A 17,884-nucleotide genomic window follows, 5' to 3' on the forward strand; every position below is an offset into this window, starting at 1 on the left:
AAAAGAAAACCCAGTCCCTAGGAGGGGACTGGGTTTGAAGGCAAGAAGGATAAAGCCTTTGCTAAAGGTAAATTGTAAAGTCAATAAGCAATTCAGCTTGGTTGATGTTTTACATTTCCTTTAATGGACTTCTCGGAAGAAGTGGCTTAACGAGTTAGTGTGGCATTTTATTGCCGTTTGCAAACACCTCATTTTGTGTTCTTTTTTTGAAACACAGTTAAATATCGATCGCAGACACCTCATTTTCATGAAGGTTAGTTCGAAACTTAGCTCATTTCTCATTAAACACGCAAATTGTTTGCTTGATAACTTTTTTAATCCTTTTGCCTACAAAGATTAGTCTGTGTAATGTGCTAAGAAATATACATAGAAGAATAAAAATTTCTTATGCTAAGCATGTATGGTTTTTACACTTGTTCTTGCGATAAGTTCAGGCTGTAAACAAGTGTTTTTGGCAACATTATCTTTTTTTTGTATTTTTTGAAACAATTGTTTGAAAGCTGTTTCACTTAATTTCTTTACATCTTGTTTAACAGATGATAATTCAACACCAAATAAGTAAGGGTAAATGGTGTTATCATAGCTGATAACAGAGTAATCGTCGGGTATTTTTTTGTTCTTCTCATAAATGCTATGAATAAAACCAAGCGCCATCATATCATTTGTAATAAATATAGCTGTTACATCCTTGTTTATTATTTTTTGGCCTGCTAGATAACCACTTTCTTTCTTATAATCACCTGTTAAAATGTTGTTATAATCAATTGGGATATTAAATTCTTTTAAAGCTCGCAAATACCCGTTTAAACGAAATTGTCCATTAATAAAACTGGAACTGGCAATGCAGGCGATTTTTCGATGGCCATTTTCCAATAAGTATTTCACAGCTATATAAGCTCCATATTCATTATCAAACCAAACTTTATCACAAGACAGGTCAGAAAATACACGATCCAGCAAAATATATGGGACAGTGAGTTGCTTTAACTTTTCGATTAGCTCTGTTTTTTTTAGCCATGATGCACTGGCTGGGATAAGAAATATACCTTCTACAGAACGCGATAATAATAAATCGAGTAATGCGATATCATTTTCAAATTGGTCATTGGAATTGACAATGATTAATGTGTAACCGTGTATACGGCATTGCATTTCGATATGTTTGGCTAAAGAAGAAAAAAATATATTTTCAATGTCAGGTATAATTAAGCCGAACGTTTTTGTTTGTTTTGTAACAAGACTTCTTGCTATTTGATTTGCAGTATAGTTTAGCTCTTTGGCAATTTGTTTAATTTCAGCTTTTTTTTGTTCGGAAATACGGCTCGGTCTATCATTTAATACTAATGAAACGGAGCTTGGAGAGACACCAGCTTTCTTGGCAATATCTTTAATAGTTACTTTCACTAAAAATACATCCCCTATAAATTTAATCGTTTAATTTTGGCTTAAACCAAAAACTATGATGGAATAACTAGATGTAAGTGAGCTTGTGAGTTCGATTCAAGGTTAATCTGTAGCATTTTTGTTGCTATCATCTTCCTGTTATACTTGTCGCATTTACAAGGAATTTGCTTCAGAGGAGATCACACGAAGAAATTTGTATTATTCATTTGAATAATCTCTGTGTGCTGCTCCCCCTTAAATCTAGTGTAATGCCATATTACCATCTGTTTAAGGACACTGCACCTTAATATCATTTTACTAAATAAAACAGGGAATATCTTATTTATAGCATAAGAAAAAACTACAGCTTCTACTATAAAAAGTTGCCTATAGAAAGATGATCATTGAAAGTACGAACATGAAAACGACGCCGGAGATCATTGGCACAGATGTACGTTTAATAATGTCTAATGGATCTACTTTTAATGTGCCGGCAATAATTAACACAACAGCTGCTACAGGAGATACTGCACGGAATAGGTTTCCAGCAAGTCCCATTGGTATGGAAATAGCGACTGGACTTATTCCTGCTGCTTCTGCTAATGGAACCATCAAAGGGATCATTGCAAAGAATAATGCAATACCACTTCCACTTAATAAGACGATAAGCGCAGTAAAAAGCACTAATATAAGTGGTAAGATAAAATCTAATCCTTGTCCGTGAAAGTTTTGCATAGCCGTCTGTAACGTGTCTAACAAGCCGATGGACTTTAAACCAGTAACAAATACGGAAGCAGCAACAATGAGCGCTACGATAGGAATAGCTTTCCCCATCCCTTCGAAAAACTTCTCTGTGTTTGATAAAACCGCCTTATTACCTTTTTTACGTATTAATTCACAAACAACAGCGAGGATGAGTGAAAAAAGCACGGAATTTTCTACGCTAAGGGAGATCGTTGCATTTGTAGTCATTTCCAAGATAAAAGAAATAAGCAAAAGGACAATTGGAAAGATAGGTAGTACTGCATATACAACTTTGAATAATTTACCACCAGTTATTTCTTCTATATTTTCTAATTCCACTTCCTCTTTCGCTTGAGAAGCTAACGTTTTTTTATCCATCCATTTTTGCCAAAAATAATGAACTATTGCTATAAAAATTAACGTTGGTATAGAGACAATAGCGTGGTATTGAAACACGTAATCGGTTACAGATAAGTCAGTAAAAGCAGCGAATTTCGCCAACTCTTCCGACACGGCGACGTTATCACTTCCTAATGGTGTCGGAATTATTGTAGCTGAAGTAGCGATAACTGCAGCTATACTTAGTACCGACATTCCAGCTCGCTTTAACACAGGATATAAAGTAGCCAATAATAAAATAGCTAATGTGGAAGCGCTTGGAATAACGAGCGATAATAAGTTTCCGAGCAAAAACACTGCTGGAACTAAAAAATAAACAGATTTGATCTTACTAATTGGTTTTGTTAGAACTTGTACAGTAACGTCGTTCGCACCAATAGAAGACATATATGCTGTATATCCGCCAAGCATGAGAATAATAAGTCCTGCTTTCGTAAAGGTTTCCTTAAATTGCTGGACAATAACTTGCAATGGGTCTAGTAATGTAGAACCGGTTGTTTCAAAGTCGGCCATTGGAATTTCATTGCCCATACTCGTCCCTATAAATATTAAAAGTATACCAATCGAAAATAAAGCGACTTTTATGTCCATTTTCTTTACTAGCATATAAATGACGATAATAACAGCTAGGATTGCTGAGCTATACATAATTAAGTTATCTGTCATGGTGTTTCCTCCTGTTTGAGTTGTTTAGTTGCATTTTTGTAAACTATCCAAAAACCATTGTTTAAATAATTTTTCATCAATGTCTAAACAAACGGTCGCATTACTTGGCATATTTAAGTATCCTTTCAAGTCAGTAACAGTACCCCCCTTTGTTAAGGAGCCATTTAGCTCAATACCTACATAAGCTTTTTGTGTAGTGAACATCTGTGGACATAGCAAGTAGGCTATAGCACAACTATCATACATTTTTAGTCCAGTTTTCATACTACCACCACGATATTTTTGGAATAAATGGTAAATCATATGACCGGTTTCGTTTAATGTTTTCAATTTTTCACTGTCTTCAGGGTAAACGAGTGCTTTCCAACCGACATCTAATCCAACCATTACAATGGGTACGCCACTGTTAAATACAATACTTGCGGCTTCGGGGTCAGCATGAATGTTAAACTCAGCCATGACTCCAGAATTCCCTCGCGTTGTAGATCCGCCCATTAATACGATTTCTTTAATATTTGTTTTCACTTCTGGATACAATCTTATAAGTAGTGCAATATTGGTTAATGGTCCAATGGGTACAAGCGTAATTGGCTTATTGCTTTGAAGAATAGTTTTGTACATCGCGTTAACAGCATGCTCTTTTAATAAGAGATTTTCGTTAGGCTCTGGAAAATTATAACCATCCATACCTGTTTCACCATGAACATTACTCGCATCTATCGGTTCTTTAATTAGCGGTTGGTCTGCACCAGCAGCAACAGGAATTTCTTTTTTGAAAAATTGTAATAGCCGTAACGTATTGTACGTTACTTTTTCGAGACTTACATTACCAGCAACTGTCGTAATCAATTTAATATCCAATTCTTTACTAAATAATGCGGCAGCAAGGGCTACAGCATCGTCAATTCCTGGATCTGTATCAATAATAATAGGTGTTTGGTTGTCATTCATCAATATCTACTCCTCTACATATTTGGAATCAATTAAATCTTGTCTAGTAGGTATGGATTTCTGTGCACCGGCTTTAGATACGGTTAACGCTGCGGCACACGTAGCATATTCCATACTTTTTTGAATTGTTTTTCCATGAGAAAGTTCACAGGCAAGCGCCCCAATATAAGTATCTCCAGCAGCGGTTGTATCTACAGTATTTACAGAGAGACCAGGCACGAAATGGATGGTTGTATCTTCACCAACTATACTCCCTTCCGCTCCTAAGGTAATCAGTACCGCATGAACTCCTTGTTGCTGAAAGTATTGTATTGCTTTTTTGTATTCGCTTTCTTCGGATGGGTATATTCCCGATAAAAATTCACACTCTGATTGATTAATGATAAGTAAATCAATATGAAGATAATTGGCTTTAGCAATATGTTTAGCTGGTGCAGGGTTTAATATAGTAAAAAGTCCCTTTTCCTTTGCAGCTTTTAGTGAGTGCAAAGTGGTTTCGTAATCGTTCTCAAATTGCGTTAAAAAAATATCTCCAGGACGACCGATATCTTGCAGCATTTTGTTGACGTCTTGGAAATCAACGTCGTCATTGGCTCCATTGTCTAAAATAATTCGATTGTCTCCATCATTTCTAATGATCATGGCAATTCCGGTCGTTACACGTCGGCGCATTTTTATATAATCACAATTCACCTTATATTTTTTTAGCGTTTCTACTAATTTGTTCCCATATAAATCTGTGCCTACTGCTCCTGCTATCCAAGCATTTGCTCCACTTTTAGCGGCAGCTACAGCTTGATTTCCCCCCTTACCTCCAGGGGATAGGAAAAAGTCTTTTCCTTGTATCGTTTCTCCGTTATTTGGAATGCGATCGGTATAAATGGAAAGGTCCATATTTAAGCTTCCAAAAATAAGTACTTTCTTCAATATATTCCCTCCTTTACGTAAAAATTGTTTTTGATAAAACGTTTTATCATAATAAATATACAACGTGCACATAAAAATAGTCAATACAAATATCGAATTTTGTCGAATGAATGTTAAAGTTTTTAATTTGAATCAATAGTTGGAATGAGTAAAAAAGGGAGGAAGACATAGAAGAGCTGGCCTTATTAAGGACCAGCTCTCTTGAAGGAGAGGGTTCTTATGCATTGTGAAGTAAACAGTACACTTCATAGAGCGGGGTTTGCTTCATAAAGTTGTTTACATGATCATTAGTTAGTTCCAGCTAGTGGAACAGCATAAAGACTGGACAACGTATCCTTCAAGAAACAAATTACTAAAAAGAATCTGTGCAGACAGTTAGGACTGTATACATTTTTCTTGTATTAATAAAATGTTTGGAGGATATTTATAAGAACTTTTTCTCCTTCGCTACTTATTATTAGCAGTAATCTACAAAATATACGTGCACAAAAAATATTTTTTGTACTATAGGAAAGTGTAAAAGCTTAAAGTAAAGGTTTATAGTATAAGAAGAACTACGCCTTCTTGGCGATAAGTCAAGTTTTTCTAAGACCCTAGGAAATGATGGAGATTACAGTACAAACAAAACGAAGAATATTCGACTAAAGGTGATAACCCAAGACCTCTAATACTATAGGAATTATTATGACAACTTGTATATAGAAGGTAACATTTTGCTGTAAAAACCTTGTGACAAAGGCAAACTTATATTTGTCGAAAAAAAGCATACTGTTTACTTTGTTTTTTATATTGAGCAAGTGCTAAAATATAAACAATAGAAGAGGAGGGGCATTTGTGGAATCTTTACTACATATTGAAAACCTTTATGGAGGATATACGCATAAGCATGTGTTACAAGGTATTTCCTTTACGGTACATACAGGTGAAATCGTTGGCTTAATTGGTTTAAATGGAGCTGGGAAAAGCACTACTATTAAACATGTTATCGGGTTAATGCAACCAAAAAAAGGGATGATTACTGTAAACGGAACAACATTTCAAGAAGATACGGAGACATACAGGAATCAAATGGCTTATATTCCTGAAATGCCTATCTTATATGATGAACTGACATTGTATGAACACTTGCGTTTAACAGCTATGGCTTATGATATTTCGCAAGATATATTTGAAAAAAGGTTAGAGCCTTTATTAAAGGAATTTAGAATGGAGAAGAAGTTGAACTGGTTCCCTGTCCATTTTTCCAAAGGTATGCGTCAAAAGGTTATGATAATGTGTGCATTTTTAATTGAACCACCATTATATATTGTAGACGAGCCTTTTGTAGGGCTTGATCCGTTAGGTATTCAATCTTATTTACAGCTAATGAATCAGATGAAAGAAAATGGATCGGGTGTGCTGATGTCTACCCATATTTTAGCAACAGCAGAGCGGTATTGTGATCGCTTTGTTATATTACATGACGGAACGATACGAGCTGATGGCAGTCTGGATCAATTAAGAGAGAGCTTTAAAATGCCCCATGCTACTTTGGATGATTTGTATGTACAATTAACAAAGGAAGAAAATAACCATGTTTAATTCTCACCATTTTTTCAAGGAACGGTTTTCAGCGCATTTAAAAGAGACAAGTCGTTATTTACGCTATATATTTAATGGTCATATAGCTATTGCAATGCTATTTTTCATCTCTGCGTTAGCTGTTTATTACCAAAAGTGGTTGCAAGAGATCCCAGATGATTTTCCTGCTGCTTGGGTTATATCCATTGTTTTTGGCTTGATAGCAAGTTATAGTCCAGTGCGCACCTTGTTAAAAGAGCCAGATCTTGTATTTTTAATTCCAGCAGAACAGAAAATGAAAGCTTATTTTCGTAATGCTATTGCATACAGCTTTACGATTCAATTGTATTTAGTATTTTTAGCTGCTGCAGCTTTGGGCCCGTTATATACAACTGTTTTCGCCAATCGTGCTGGGGTTGTATATCTCATAACCATTGCATTGTTGCTTGTATTTAAATTCGCCAACCTAATTGCGAATTGGTGGATGCTCAAAGTGAGGGAACGTGATTCTCGGTTAATTGATACAGTCGTTCGTACTGTGTTAAATATAGCTGTCTTTTATTTTTTTATATCTGGCAGCATGTTATTAGCCGGTATCACAACATTGCTTTTTGCCATTGTGTTTTTGTATGATTATCAAATAGCGAGTAAACGTCCTGGATTACTATGGGATTTACTGGTGGAAAAAGATCAAAGTCGTATGCAAGCATTTTACCGATTAGCGAATATGTTTGCAGATGTACCTCATTTAAAAAGTCGAGTGAAAAAACGGCATTGGTTGGTCCGTATCGTTAGTATAGTTCCTTTTACCCGAACAGCTACGTACGATTATTTATATCGAATTACTTTGATACGAAGTGGTGATTACCTTGGTATGTATGTGAGATTAGTCGTTATAGGTGGGGTACTTATTTATGTGATTCCACCATTATGGTTGAAAATTATCTTTGCTTTATTGTTTTTATATTTAAGTAGTTTTCAAATGATGACCTTATATCAGCATCACCGTACTATTTTGTGGCTGGATCTCTACCCAGTTTCTCTGCAAATTCGCCAACAATCATTATTAAAGTTACTATTGCAATTAAGTATCGTACAAGTGATTTTATTTACGGCAGTGTTTATCGTAATGGATATATATATAGGGGCCATGATAACATTTGCAGGTGGGATTATATTTTCTTGGTTGTTTGTAGATGGCTATGTGAAACGAAAGCTTACGTAAAAACACATGAGGGGTATGTTACCTCATGTGTTTTTTATGTGCATTAGTCTAAATTAACAGCTATAAATAGGATGATAGATGATACGGTTGAATGAGATTTTGCGTAGTATCATTATACCTTCAACATCTATTTTAAAGGGATGTATTATCTAGTTTGATAAGCTAAATAAGCAGTTATTAGTGTTTTGGCAGCTATTGGCATAGCCTGTTCATTAAAATCAAATTTTGGATGGTGGTGTGGAAATGGTTGTTTATCTTTTTGAGCGCCTGTAAAAAAGAACGCTCCAGGTTTTTTTTGCAGATAATATGCAAAGTCCTCACCAGCCATAGAAGGCTCAATCGTTTCGGTTTTTGTAATCTCTTTGATATGTTGATCCAATTGTAACAAAAGTGCTGCTTCTTCCTTGTGATTAATTAAAGGGGGATACCCTTTGATGTAATCAAATCTATAGGTGGCATCTTGACTCATACATATTCCTTTAATGACTACTTCCATTTCCTTCATAATTATTGCTTGTAAGGCAGGGTTTATATATCGTACCGTTCCTACAAGTCTTGATTTGTCAGCTATTACATTAAATGCTTTACCAGCTTCAAAAATGCCTACGGTTATAACCGCTGTATCTAACGGGTTAATTCGTCTGCTGACAATTTGTTGTAATTGCGACACGATTTGTGATCCAATAACGATGGCGTCCTTTGTTTCATGTGGATACGCGCCATGACCACCCTTGCCTTGGACTTCTATTACAAAGCGATCTGCTCCGGCCATAAAAGCCTGTTTGGATGTTTGTAACACCCCAAGTGGCGTTGTGGCCCATAAATGGGTGCCAAAAACAGCGTCAACATGATCAATGGCACCTGAATCGATAATGGGTTTTGCTCCTCCAGGTGCATATTCCTCTGCATGTTGATGTAAAAAAACAATCGTCCCAGGCAATTCTTGTTTGTACGTTATTAATGCCTTAGCTAAAGCTAGCAATGTAGCTGTATGACCGTCATGCCCACATGCGTGCATAATGCCTTTTACTTTAGAACGATAGGGGACATCTTTTTCATCTTGAATGGGAAGCGCATCAAAATCGGCTCGCAATGCAATTTTCTTTCCTGGCTTCCCACCTTTTAAAGTTGCAATGACACCATTACCTCCGATGTTTGCTTCATAAGGTATACCTAGTGTTTTGTAATAATTTGCAATATAGGCAGCTGTTTTCGTTTCTTGAAACGATAGCTCTGGATATTGGTGAAGATGTCTCCGAATATGTACCATTTCTTCATACAAAGCTTCAATGGAGTGATTTATTTGTTTTAACAAAGAACGTACCTCCAATGTTTTTAGTTGTAATTATACCATTAGCAATGTATAAAAAGAATCTATTTTTTGAAAAAATAAACAAAGGTGATGTATGTACTTGCTCGATGAAAGTACAAAAGCATGCTGAGGCATATCATCTACAGTAACTTTTGGCTAAATAAAAGTATAAGACGTGCGGAAATAGTGGATGTAGGAAAGTATACCGAAAAGACTTGGTGATAGACCAAGTCTTTTCTAAAAAGATAAGAAAGTATAAAGTGAGGTGCTTGTGTATAACGAAATAACCGAATAGCCCTTGTTCGGCTCCATCGCCCAGCGACTAGGCGACTTTACGAAATTGCCTTAAGCTAAGTCATCATCTGTTCGTCCCTAAGAGGAAAGCCGACTAAAGAAGGGCTTGCCTCCGTATGTTGGTATACCCCTGTTTTAGTGGCATGATTCCTAACTCTTTCGTTGATTCGTTTCATTCGCTACGTTGCTACACTGGCGCCCTGCACCTTTGTTTAAATATTAGGATTGACTATGCTAAGCGTGGATCAGCTAGTAGTCGCTCAATTTCTTCTTTATGATGTGTTTCATCAGCAATCATATCTTCTAATTTTACAACAAGTTCCGTGTAGCCTAATTTCTCAGCTTGCTCTTTCCTTTTTTCATAACGTTTAATTGTATCTGCTTCTGCTTGTAATGTTGCTTGTAATAGATCCTTAACGTCTGTAGGTTGTGGAACGTCAGCTGCTTTAGTTGTAGGTGTGCCACCTAAAGAGCTGATTTTTTCGGAAAGGTATAAAGCATGTCCTAATTCATCTGTCACTTCTGCTTCAAAAAAAGGTTTTAATGCAGAACGATATAGTCCGCTAACTACGGAGGCACTATACGTGTATTGAATAGCTGCGCCATATTCATTTGCTAAGTCTTCATTTAAACCATCAATTAATGTTTGTAAGTCTTGTTCCATTTGCAATCCATCCTTTCATAAACTTCTTTAAATACTCCACATATCTATTACCCTCCTCTGTTTTTTTAAAACGTAAATTCGGGTATGATGTGAAAAAAGACAAAAATTAAGGAGAGGATCTGGTTATGAGAAGAAGTATGATGTATTTGTATGCGATCGTATTTTTCATTGGGGTTGTTCTCACATTGCTGTGGGGTTATAAAGTGGCAAATCAAACAATGCCATATGTCGATCAATGGACACGTGATGTAGTAGAGAGATTAGATAATACAGCCATTTACACTGCTTTTCGCTGGATTACAGAGCTGGGTTCATCGTCTTTTACAATTCCGTTTGTCCTTGTAATGGCATTTGTTTTTTGGTGGATATACCGTAGTATAATACCTGCACTAATTTATAGCTTAGGGACACTTTCAACGCATTATTTTAACATAGCCATTAAACATTTGGTGGAAAGAGAAAGACCGAGTGTACTCGTTGCAGCAAATGCAGAAGGACATAGTTTTCCTTCTGGCCATGCTATGATTTCAATGGTTTGCTACGGCTTAGTTGCGTATTTCCTGTCCAATCGTCTAAAGCAAAAGACAAAAAAATGGCTCATCCAAGTCTTTTTTGCCGGTTTGATACTATTAATAGGCATTAGTCGATATATCATTAATGTCCATTATTTAACGGATGTTCTTGCAGGGTTCTTTATAGGTTTTTTATGCTTGGTTGGTTTGGTATATCTCTATCAGTTAACAAGCAGACAAAGTTCTCCGTCTAGAGGCTGAGAAGAAAGCAGTCCATAGATCGTTCTCCTCGCTTCCTTTTTACTGGTAGGATAAATATAACAGAGATGCTGATGCGTTTCGTGAAGGTTTTGCTAGCATTAGACTACCATAGCAACTTCCAATTGGATGAAAAGCTTCATTGTTCTGAGCATCTCGTTATTTATGAGAGGAGAAATGAATATGGAAGCAATATCTGAAACAAGTAAGACAGTACCAGTATTAAAGAATAGAAATTTTTTGTTATTATTTATTGGCTCTATTTTTTCTGCACCTGGGTACTACATTTATTTAATCGCAGCAGAGTGGTTAATGTTAACGATTAGCGAAAATAGAGTTTATTTTGGCATGTTGTTTTTCGCAGCTTCTGTTCCGCGATTGTTACTATTAGCAGTTGGTGGGGTTGTTGCTGATAGGTTTAATAAACGAACCATTTTATTTATTGCTGATTCGCTTAGGGCTTTATTCATTGCTGCGCTTTTATTATTCCTCTATCTTAATATGGTAACAGTTTGGCATTTAATCATTTTAGCTGCATTGTTTGGGATCGCTGATGCTTTTAGTTACCCGGTTACAAACTCCATGACACCATTATTATTGGAAGAGGATCAATTGCAACAAGGTAATTCATTCATTCAAATGACCATGCAAATAAGCCCTATTTTAGGTCCTGCTTTAGGAGGCGTATTATTAGCTGTATTAGGTTTTAAGGGGGTTTTTTCTGTTGCTTGTGTTATGCTATTGATAGGAGCTTTAACGGTTCTTTTTATTCAATTAAAACAAGAAAAAGAGGAAAGTGATGCACATTCCCCTTGGAAGGATTTAAAGGAAGGGTTCCTGTATGTACGTCAAAGCGATTTTATCGTATCTATTATGTTTATCGCTTTTTTTATTAACTTTTTCTTTTCAGGTCCTTTTTCCATTGGAATGCCGATCATTGTAAAAGATGTTTTTGATGGAAGTGCTATTAGTTTAGCAACAGTTCAAACAGCGATGGGGCTCGGTGCAATGCTAGGAGCGATTCTTTTAGCAGTGAAAAAAGTAACAAACTACAGAAAGGTGATATTAGTAAGTTTATTAGTGGTTGGGTGCCTCTATACGTTTATTGGAATGTCCAATCAACTGTATATGAGTGCTATTCTTGTATTATGTATGGCAGTTTTATTGCAATTCGTTAATATTCCGATCTTCACTATTTTGCAAAAAACAGTAGACAAAAGTATGTTAGGGAGAATTATGGGGCTTTTAATAACCGTAACTACAGGTTTAATTCCAATCTCTTACGTAGCAACTTCTACGCTAATCGCGTTAGGTGTAGATATACGGTATATTATGATAGGTGGTGGGATTTTTATTGTCATTATCGCTATGATTAGTTTTAATTTCAAGCGCCTTCGTAACCTTGAAATCTCATAGAGGGGATATCTATTTATGAAGAATATAATTCGTTTGTTTTCAGCAGTTTCCATTATTAGTATTGGAATTATACTTGTTCTGTTTAATCTAGGTGTGATTGCTTTTGATGTGTATGAGATATGGGTTTACCTTTACCCCATTTTCTTTGTGCTAGTAGGCATAAAATGGATTATTCAAGATTTTCGTAAAAAAGGTAAGAGCTGGGAAGTGGGGTCTTTTTTCCTTTTGTTTGGCCTTTTGCTCTTACTCGATAGGCTTGCCATATTGTCCTTTCATTTTTTTGATGTATGGAAATTATGGCCGCTATTCATTGTTTATATAGGTGTTTATTTCTTAAAACGGGATAAAAGTTATTCGGATACACATTGGAATAACATTGAACAAGAAGATAATAGTGCTACTTTTTCCAAATTTTCCATTGGAACTTATGAATATACGAAGCCGAATTGGAGAGCAGAACCAACCAAATTACATGCGTTGTTCGGAGATTTTTATTTAGATTTTTCCAAAGCTTTTATTCCGGAGCACGAAATACCATTTAGCATCCGCTCGTTAGCTGGTGATGTTACCATTTTAATACCTGAGCATGTCCCATTTCGTGTTCAAGCGGTGGTGCGAGCTGGAGAAATTGAGATCGTTGGCAAGCGTGTGGATGGAGTTCATCGAAAGCTTTCCTTTCAAAGTGATAATTACGAGCATGCTATTCGGAAAATTGATTTTATAATTAAGCTCGAAGCTGGATCCATTCGGATTGAACAAGTGTAAAAAAGGGGGGACTTCTATGCGTCAACGTTTTGCAAGTATACGGTATAGTTATATTATCTCCCATCTATACGGACTGTTTTTAACCTGTATTATTTTACTCGCCACGTTATTAACCATATACGTTTTACTCGAACCTATTTGGCTAACCATAAAAGGGATTTTCTTATTTATCGTTCTATATCTCCTTATTGCATTATTGGTTTCTATTTATGCTGGTTTTAAATCTGGTGGTAGCTTGAAGTATCGCTTTGATTATATATCTACACAGATTACTCAATTTGCACATGGAAACTATCAATCTCGCTTGCATTTCCAAGAAGGAGATGAGATTACGAGAGTGGCAAATGAAATGAATGCATTAGGAGAGGCGCTACAGGATCAAGTCAAGTCCTTGCAGCGAATGGCTGATGAAAGAGCAGATATGGCAAAAAACTCCTATAAAACAGCGGTAATGGAAGAAAGGCAGAGGATCGCACGAGATTTGCACGATGCCGTGAGCCAGCAATTATTTGCGCTCACTATGTTTTCTGAAGCGGCAATAAAGCAGTTGGATAAGGCTCCTAAATTAGCAAAAGAGCAAATGATGGAGGTATCAAAGGCAGCGTTACAATCACAAACGGAAATGCGTGCTTTGTTATTACATTTACGTCCCGTCTATTTATCTGGAGAACCATTACATAAAGGGATACTGAAATTGGTAGAAGAGTTACAACAAAAAAGCAGAATTGAGTTTCAAGTTTCAATATCGGATAACTTGGATGTTTCGGATACAATTGAAGAGCATGTATTCCGTATTGTTCAGGAGGCACTTTCTAATATATTACGTCACTCCAATGCATCCAAAGTCATTATTCATATTTCTAGTCGTTCCAATGAGTTATTGGTACATATTGGTGACAATGGTCAAGGGTTTCATGTGGAAGAAAATAAGAAAGCGTCTTATGGTTTAAAAACGATGAAGGAGCGCAGTGAGGAATTGGGGGGAACGTTTCACATTCGCTCTAGTGAACGAGAGGGGACTTATGTTGATATTCGTATACCTTGTTAGAGGAGAGGAAAATGATGATTCGTGTCGTAGTCGTTGATGATCACGAAATTGTAAGAAAAGGAATTATTGCGTATTTGCAAACCGATCAAGAAATCGATGTGGTTGGTCAAGCAAAAAGCGGAAAAGAAGGAGTGGAGGTTACTTTACAAGAACGTCCAGATGTGGTTCTAATGGATTTAATAATGGAAGATGGTAATGGAATAGAAGCAACAACACACATTACGCAGCAGTTTCCATCGTGTAAGATTATCATTTTGACAAGCTTTTATGATGATGAGCAAATTTTCCCTGCACTTGAAGCGGGCGCGTTTAGTTATTTATTAAAAACATCCTCTGCAACAGAAATTACCGAAGCAATAAAAAAGACCTATCATAACGAAGCAGTGATTGAACCGAAAGTGGCTGGTAAATGGATGAGCAATTTTCGCTCTGTAGAAAAAAAGCCTCACGAATATTTAACGGAACGAGAGTTGGAAGTTTTACTATGTATTGGAAATGGTTTGACGAATCAAGAAATTAGTGAACAACTATATATTGGTATTAAAACAGTAAAAACGCATGTGAGTAATATTCTATCAAAACTGGAAGTGAGCGATCGAACACAAGCTGCAGTTTATGTACACCGTAATCGATTGTATCAGCAAAAATAAGATCTATTTGCTATACTGACTGTACTACATAGTTTAACAACTTTTAAGCAGCCATTGGATATATGTCATTTTTTCTTTTTGCTAATTTTCTCTACTGTTTGTATAATATTATTAACACATATTGGACGAGAAAATTTAGTCGTAATAGCGATGGGGATAGGGGAAAGGATTATTTATGGTGAAACTTTCAAACAAACAAGAAAATTTATTATTATTTATTTGGGCGCCGTCTATAGTTGCTCTACTTGGAAGTCTGTTTTTTTCTGAAATAATGGGGTACCCGCCTTGTGATTTATGTTGGATACAGCGAATATTCATGTACCCACTTGTTATTATTTACGGTACAGCATTATGGAAGAAAGATATATCCATTGCGTTACCAGGTTTGTTTTTGAGTGGGATAGGAATGCTTGTATCCATATACCATTATCTAACGCAAAAACTCCCAGCCTTACAAAAGGCTGGCGATGCATGTGGTCTGATCCCATGCAATACTATCTATATTAATTGGTTTGGTTTTGTGACAATTCCCTTTTTAGCAGGTACAGCATTTATCTTTATATTTGTATTACATATAATATTAATACGATCTAGACGGATGTTATAGCTGTGAAAAATAGTAGATAAAAGAAATGGATGGTAAGGAAATGACATTTAAAGATGTCAATTGTTTTAACGGGGCAAAGAAAATAGTGATTTACGAGAATGATATTGTAGTATATAATGTCGAAGAGTCTTTCACAAAAGGAGTTGAAATTATGGCTAAAAAAATATCCATTTTTATTGGTGTTATTGTCGTTTTATTTGCAGGTCTATATTTTGTTGTTGACTACAAAAATAACCAAGCTGTTGAAGATAACAACAACCCTTATGGAGATAAAGAGCTAGAACAGGGCACAATTGATCAATTAGATGATCCAAACTATCAGAATCAGATTATGCCAGATGAGCTCAAAAAGAAAGTAGATAGTGGTGATCCTGTAACGGTTTATTTTTATAGTCCAACATGTTCACACTGTCAATCAACTACTCCGTATCTTGTGCCGTTAGCAGAAGATAATGACATCGATATGAAAAAAATGAACTTACTTGAGTTTAAAGATGAGTGGGAAGTTTACAGAATAGATTCTACACCAACTGTAGTCCATTTTGAAGATGGCAAAGAAGTTTCACGTATTGTTGGTGATCAGGGGGAAGCTAATTTTCAAACCTTCTTTGATGAATATGTAAATAGATAAAACAGTAACATGTTATAGAGTTTGACATGTAGAATCGAAAAGCCAGCTATTGAATAGTTGGCTTTTCTAAATAGTAAAGGCATGGCGATTTAATGGGATTATCTTTTTAGAGTGTGAAGTCTACTAATTATTAGGAGGGGTATCTTGTTTTATACATTATATTGCCGTATGTATCAACAAAAAATGAAGATTGCAAGTAAATGGATACATTGGCGTACACCCATATTAATTAAAGGTGAAAATAGTCTGCAACAATTACCGAAAGTGTTGGAGCAAAATAAGCAAACACGAGTACTCATTGTAACGGATAAAGGATTAAGCGAATCAGGGTTACTTGATACTTTATGTGCTGATTTACAATGTGCTAACATTGATTACGCTATTTACGATAAAACAGTCCCTAACCCAACTGTTAGAAATATTGGGTAATCGGAAAATAGTGTGGAAAGAGGATTAAAAGGTACCCTCTTCCATAGCCTTGATCAGTGTGGAAATATCAGCCCCATAGATTTCCTCATACACCCATTCATAGCCTGCTTGTTCCAAATTTGGAAATTGATCAGGCAACATTTTTCCAAAAGTAATCTCAACTTCTTTGAATTTCTTTTTCTTTTTTATTTTACGATAGCCTTGTGTAAATAAGATTTTTGCTCTGAGGGCTTCAAAAGAGTAACCACGACCAACATGGTTCATTGTCTTAATTAAACGATTCAGGGATTCTGTATAGGCGTTTGTAATTGGAGAATTGAAATAGTTGAATATCTCTTCTTCCCAATTGTTCACTGCTTTTATTAGATCACCAAAATAAGCCATCAATTCTTTAGGTATATTTGAAAACCAGTTTTGATACAGTTTATAGGCTTCGTTGATTGATTCAGCCTCATAAATGTCAAAGAATTGCTCTTTAAGCTCATATGCTTGACCAAGTAACGGGAATGTATCAGTCCATATTTGTAATTTTATTTGGTCATCAAAGTCATTAAGGTCTTTACGTCTTGTTAGAAGTACGTAACGGTCTCTCATGAGTTGCCTACGTTCTTTGGACATTCTGGCGATTAGCCTTTCGTATCTTTTCCAGGGCTTCATTGGCTAATTTAACAACATGAAACTTATCAATTACGATTTTGGCATGTGGTATCACTGATTTAACAGCACTTTTATAAGGATTCCACATATCCATTGCTACAAGTTCAATTTTATCAATGTCTTTGAGTCTTGAAAGATAACTGATAACCACATCTTTATTCCGTTTACGTAAAATATCAATTACCGACTTGTTTTCAACATCAGTGATGACACAACGATAATTTTTAAGCAAATGAACTTCATCAATACCAAGCCATTTAGGAGTTCTGAAATCTGTATGTGCTTCAAGTTCAGAAACATAATCATTGAATATGTTTCGAACAGTTTTTTCATCTACACCTATATCATCTGCAACGCTGGTAAAGGTCTTTTCGAGACTTGCTTCTTGAATCCAATCTATAAGTCTATTAGTAACCGAACGACTAACGTCCATATCGGGAAGGTTCTCAAAAAACGTTTCATTACACTCCCTACATTTATATCTTTGGCGATTGACATAAATACCAACACGTTTAGCGTGCATTGGTAGGTCGAAATATAGTTGTTGTTTCTTACCATGTTTGTATAAGTTTGCAACAGTACCACACTTTGGACAATGTGAAGGGGGGTAGTGTAGTAGACTCAACTAAGAATCTATAATCATATTCGCTTTCTTTCATATCCAGAATCTTTAAGTTTGGTAGATTGAGCATATTGGTTAACATTTACTTTTTCCTTTCAAAGTTTAGAATTAAAATAGAAAACTAATGAAAACAGCTCGTGAAAACCTAAATTAAAATAATGGTT

General features: G+C 35.8%; 16 protein-coding genes and 1 pseudogene. 10 read left to right on the forward strand and 7 right to left on the reverse strand.

Translation table 11 applies throughout. The features are described from left to right. Positions 1 to 390: 390 nt before the first annotated feature. From B2C77_RS07350 to rbsK, 4 genes are all read right to left on the reverse strand, one after another. Complete coding sequence (locus B2C77_RS07350; RefSeq protein WP_077703035.1) at positions 391 to 1,404, reverse strand: LacI family DNA-binding transcriptional regulator; 1,014 nt, start codon at positions 1,402 to 1,404, stop codon at positions 391 to 393. Between the two features lie 366 nt (positions 1,405 to 1,770). Beyond that, positions 1,771 to 3,192: a C4-dicarboxylate transporter DcuC gene (gene dcuC, locus B2C77_RS07355; RefSeq protein ID WP_077703036.1), complete on the reverse strand. Its 1,422-nt coding sequence runs from the start codon at positions 3,190 to 3,192 to the stop codon at positions 1,771 to 1,773. Positions 3,193 to 3,216: 24 nt separating this feature from the next. Beyond that, a complete protein-coding gene (rihC, locus tag B2C77_RS07360; RefSeq protein ID WP_077703037.1) occupies positions 3,217 to 4,143 on the reverse strand; it encodes a ribonucleoside hydrolase RihC in 927 nt (308 codons plus the stop codon). 6 nt (positions 4,144 to 4,149) lie between these two features. Beyond that, positions 4,150 to 5,070 (reverse strand): ribokinase, encoded by a 921-nt coding sequence (gene rbsK / locus B2C77_RS07365; RefSeq protein WP_077703038.1) that lies wholly within the window; start codon positions 5,068 to 5,070, stop codon positions 4,150 to 4,152. An 834-nt stretch (positions 5,071 to 5,904) separates the two neighbouring features. Here rbsK and B2C77_RS07370 point away from each other — a divergent pair. Together B2C77_RS07370 and B2C77_RS07375 are read left to right on the forward strand one after the other, a co-directional pair. Beyond that, positions 5,905 to 6,651, forward strand: coding sequence for an ABC transporter ATP-binding protein (locus tag B2C77_RS07370; RefSeq protein WP_077703039.1), 747 nt, complete (start codon positions 5,905 to 5,907; stop codon positions 6,649 to 6,651). After that, entirely contained in the window at positions 6,644 to 7,855 is a 1,212-nt protein-coding gene (locus B2C77_RS07375; RefSeq protein ID WP_077703040.1) for an ABC transporter permease, read from the forward strand. The genes B2C77_RS07370 and B2C77_RS07375 overlap by 8 nt, the downstream gene beginning before the upstream one ends. A 145-nt stretch (positions 7,856 to 8,000) precedes the next feature. On the opposite strand, the gene B2C77_RS07380 is transcribed toward B2C77_RS07375, so the two are convergent. Together B2C77_RS07380 and B2C77_RS07385 are read right to left on the reverse strand one after the other, a co-directional pair. Beyond that, positions 8,001 to 9,170 carry an amidohydrolase gene (locus tag B2C77_RS07380; protein ID WP_077703041.1) on the reverse strand — a complete coding sequence of 390 codons (1,170 nt, stop codon included), beginning with the start codon at positions 9,168 to 9,170 and terminating at the stop codon, positions 8,001 to 8,003. 520 nt (positions 9,171 to 9,690) lie between these two features. Then, positions 9,691 to 10,125, reverse strand: a complete 435-nt coding sequence (locus tag B2C77_RS07385; protein WP_077703042.1) for a ferritin-like domain-containing protein — start codon at positions 10,123 to 10,125, stop codon at positions 9,691 to 9,693. A 125-nt stretch (positions 10,126 to 10,250) separates the two neighbouring features. Between B2C77_RS07385 and B2C77_RS07390 the strand changes: the two genes are divergently transcribed. The 8 genes from B2C77_RS07390 to B2C77_RS07425 all read left to right on the forward strand — a co-directional run bounded on the left by B2C77_RS07390 (position 10,251) and on the right by B2C77_RS07425 (position 16,441). Beyond that, positions 10,251 to 10,898: a phosphatase PAP2 family protein gene (locus B2C77_RS07390; RefSeq protein ID WP_237342716.1), complete on the forward strand. Its 648-nt coding sequence runs from the start codon at positions 10,251 to 10,253 to the stop codon at positions 10,896 to 10,898. Between the two features lie 180 nt (positions 10,899 to 11,078). Beyond that, a complete protein-coding gene (locus B2C77_RS07395) occupies positions 11,079 to 12,311 on the forward strand; it encodes an MFS transporter (RefSeq protein ID WP_077703043.1) in 1,233 nt (410 codons plus the stop codon). Positions 12,312 to 12,326: 15 nt separating this feature from the next. Further along, a complete protein-coding gene (gene liaF, locus B2C77_RS07400) occupies positions 12,327 to 13,076 on the forward strand; it encodes a cell wall-active antibiotics response protein LiaF (RefSeq protein WP_077703044.1) in 750 nt (249 codons plus the stop codon). 16 nt (positions 13,077 to 13,092) lie between these two features. Beyond that, positions 13,093 to 14,124, forward strand: coding sequence for a sensor histidine kinase (locus tag B2C77_RS07405; RefSeq protein ID WP_077703045.1), 1,032 nt, complete (start codon positions 13,093 to 13,095; stop codon positions 14,122 to 14,124). 14 nt (positions 14,125 to 14,138) lie between these two features. Beyond that, entirely contained in the window at positions 14,139 to 14,774 is a 636-nt protein-coding gene (locus B2C77_RS07410) for a response regulator transcription factor (RefSeq protein ID WP_077703046.1), read from the forward strand. 175 nt (positions 14,775 to 14,949) lie between these two features. Continuing rightward, a complete protein-coding gene (locus B2C77_RS07415; protein WP_077703047.1) occupies positions 14,950 to 15,381 on the forward strand; it encodes a disulfide oxidoreductase in 432 nt (143 codons plus the stop codon). Between the two features lie 25 nt (positions 15,382 to 15,406). Continuing rightward, positions 15,407 to 16,012, forward strand: coding sequence for a thioredoxin family protein (locus tag B2C77_RS07420; protein ID WP_331805636.1), 606 nt, complete (start codon positions 15,407 to 15,409; stop codon positions 16,010 to 16,012). A 144-nt stretch (positions 16,013 to 16,156) separates the two neighbouring features. Continuing rightward, positions 16,157 to 16,441, forward strand: coding sequence for an iron-containing alcohol dehydrogenase (locus tag B2C77_RS07425; RefSeq protein ID WP_077703048.1), 285 nt, complete (start codon positions 16,157 to 16,159; stop codon positions 16,439 to 16,441). A gap of 24 nt (positions 16,442 to 16,465) precedes the next feature. On the opposite strand, the pseudogene B2C77_RS22495 reads toward B2C77_RS07425, so the two are convergent. Further along, positions 16,466 to 17,723 (reverse strand): annotated as a pseudogene (locus B2C77_RS22495) (ISL3 family transposase). Between the last annotated feature and the right edge of the window lie 161 nt (positions 17,724 to 17,884).

Origin of the sequence: Virgibacillus dokdonensis (assembly GCF_900166595.1) — a bacterium.
Lineage (GTDB): Bacteria > Bacillota > Bacilli > Bacillales > Amphibacillaceae > Virgibacillus > Virgibacillus dokdonensis.

Coding starts and splice junctions, on each gene's coding strand:
- dcuC (WP_077703036.1), bottom strand. CDS start 3,192: ATGACAGATAACTTAATTATGTATAGCTCAGCAATCCTAGCTGTTATT.
- rihC (WP_077703037.1), bottom strand. CDS start 4,143: ATGAATGACAACCAAACACCTATTATTATTGATACAGATCCAGGAATT.
- B2C77_RS07375 (WP_077703040.1), top strand. CDS start 6,644: ATGTTTAATTCTCACCATTTTTTCAAGGAACGGTTTTCAGCGCATTTA.
- B2C77_RS07385 (WP_077703042.1), bottom strand. CDS start 10,125: ATGGAACAAGACTTACAAACATTAATTGATGGTTTAAATGAAGACTTA.
- B2C77_RS07390 (WP_237342716.1), top strand. CDS start 10,251: ATGAGAAGAAGTATGATGTATTTGTATGCGATCGTATTTTTCATTGGG.
- B2C77_RS07395 (WP_077703043.1), top strand. CDS start 11,079: ATGGAAGCAATATCTGAAACAAGTAAGACAGTACCAGTATTAAAGAAT.
- liaF (WP_077703044.1), top strand. CDS start 12,327: ATGAAGAATATAATTCGTTTGTTTTCAGCAGTTTCCATTATTAGTATT.
- B2C77_RS07405 (WP_077703045.1), top strand. CDS start 13,093: ATGCGTCAACGTTTTGCAAGTATACGGTATAGTTATATTATCTCCCAT.
- B2C77_RS07410 (WP_077703046.1), top strand. CDS start 14,139: ATGATTCGTGTCGTAGTCGTTGATGATCACGAAATTGTAAGAAAAGGA.
- B2C77_RS07415 (WP_077703047.1), top strand. CDS start 14,950: ATGGTGAAACTTTCAAACAAACAAGAAAATTTATTATTATTTATTTGG.
- B2C77_RS07420 (WP_331805636.1), top strand. CDS start 15,407: ATGGATGGTAAGGAAATGACATTTAAAGATGTCAATTGTTTTAACGGG.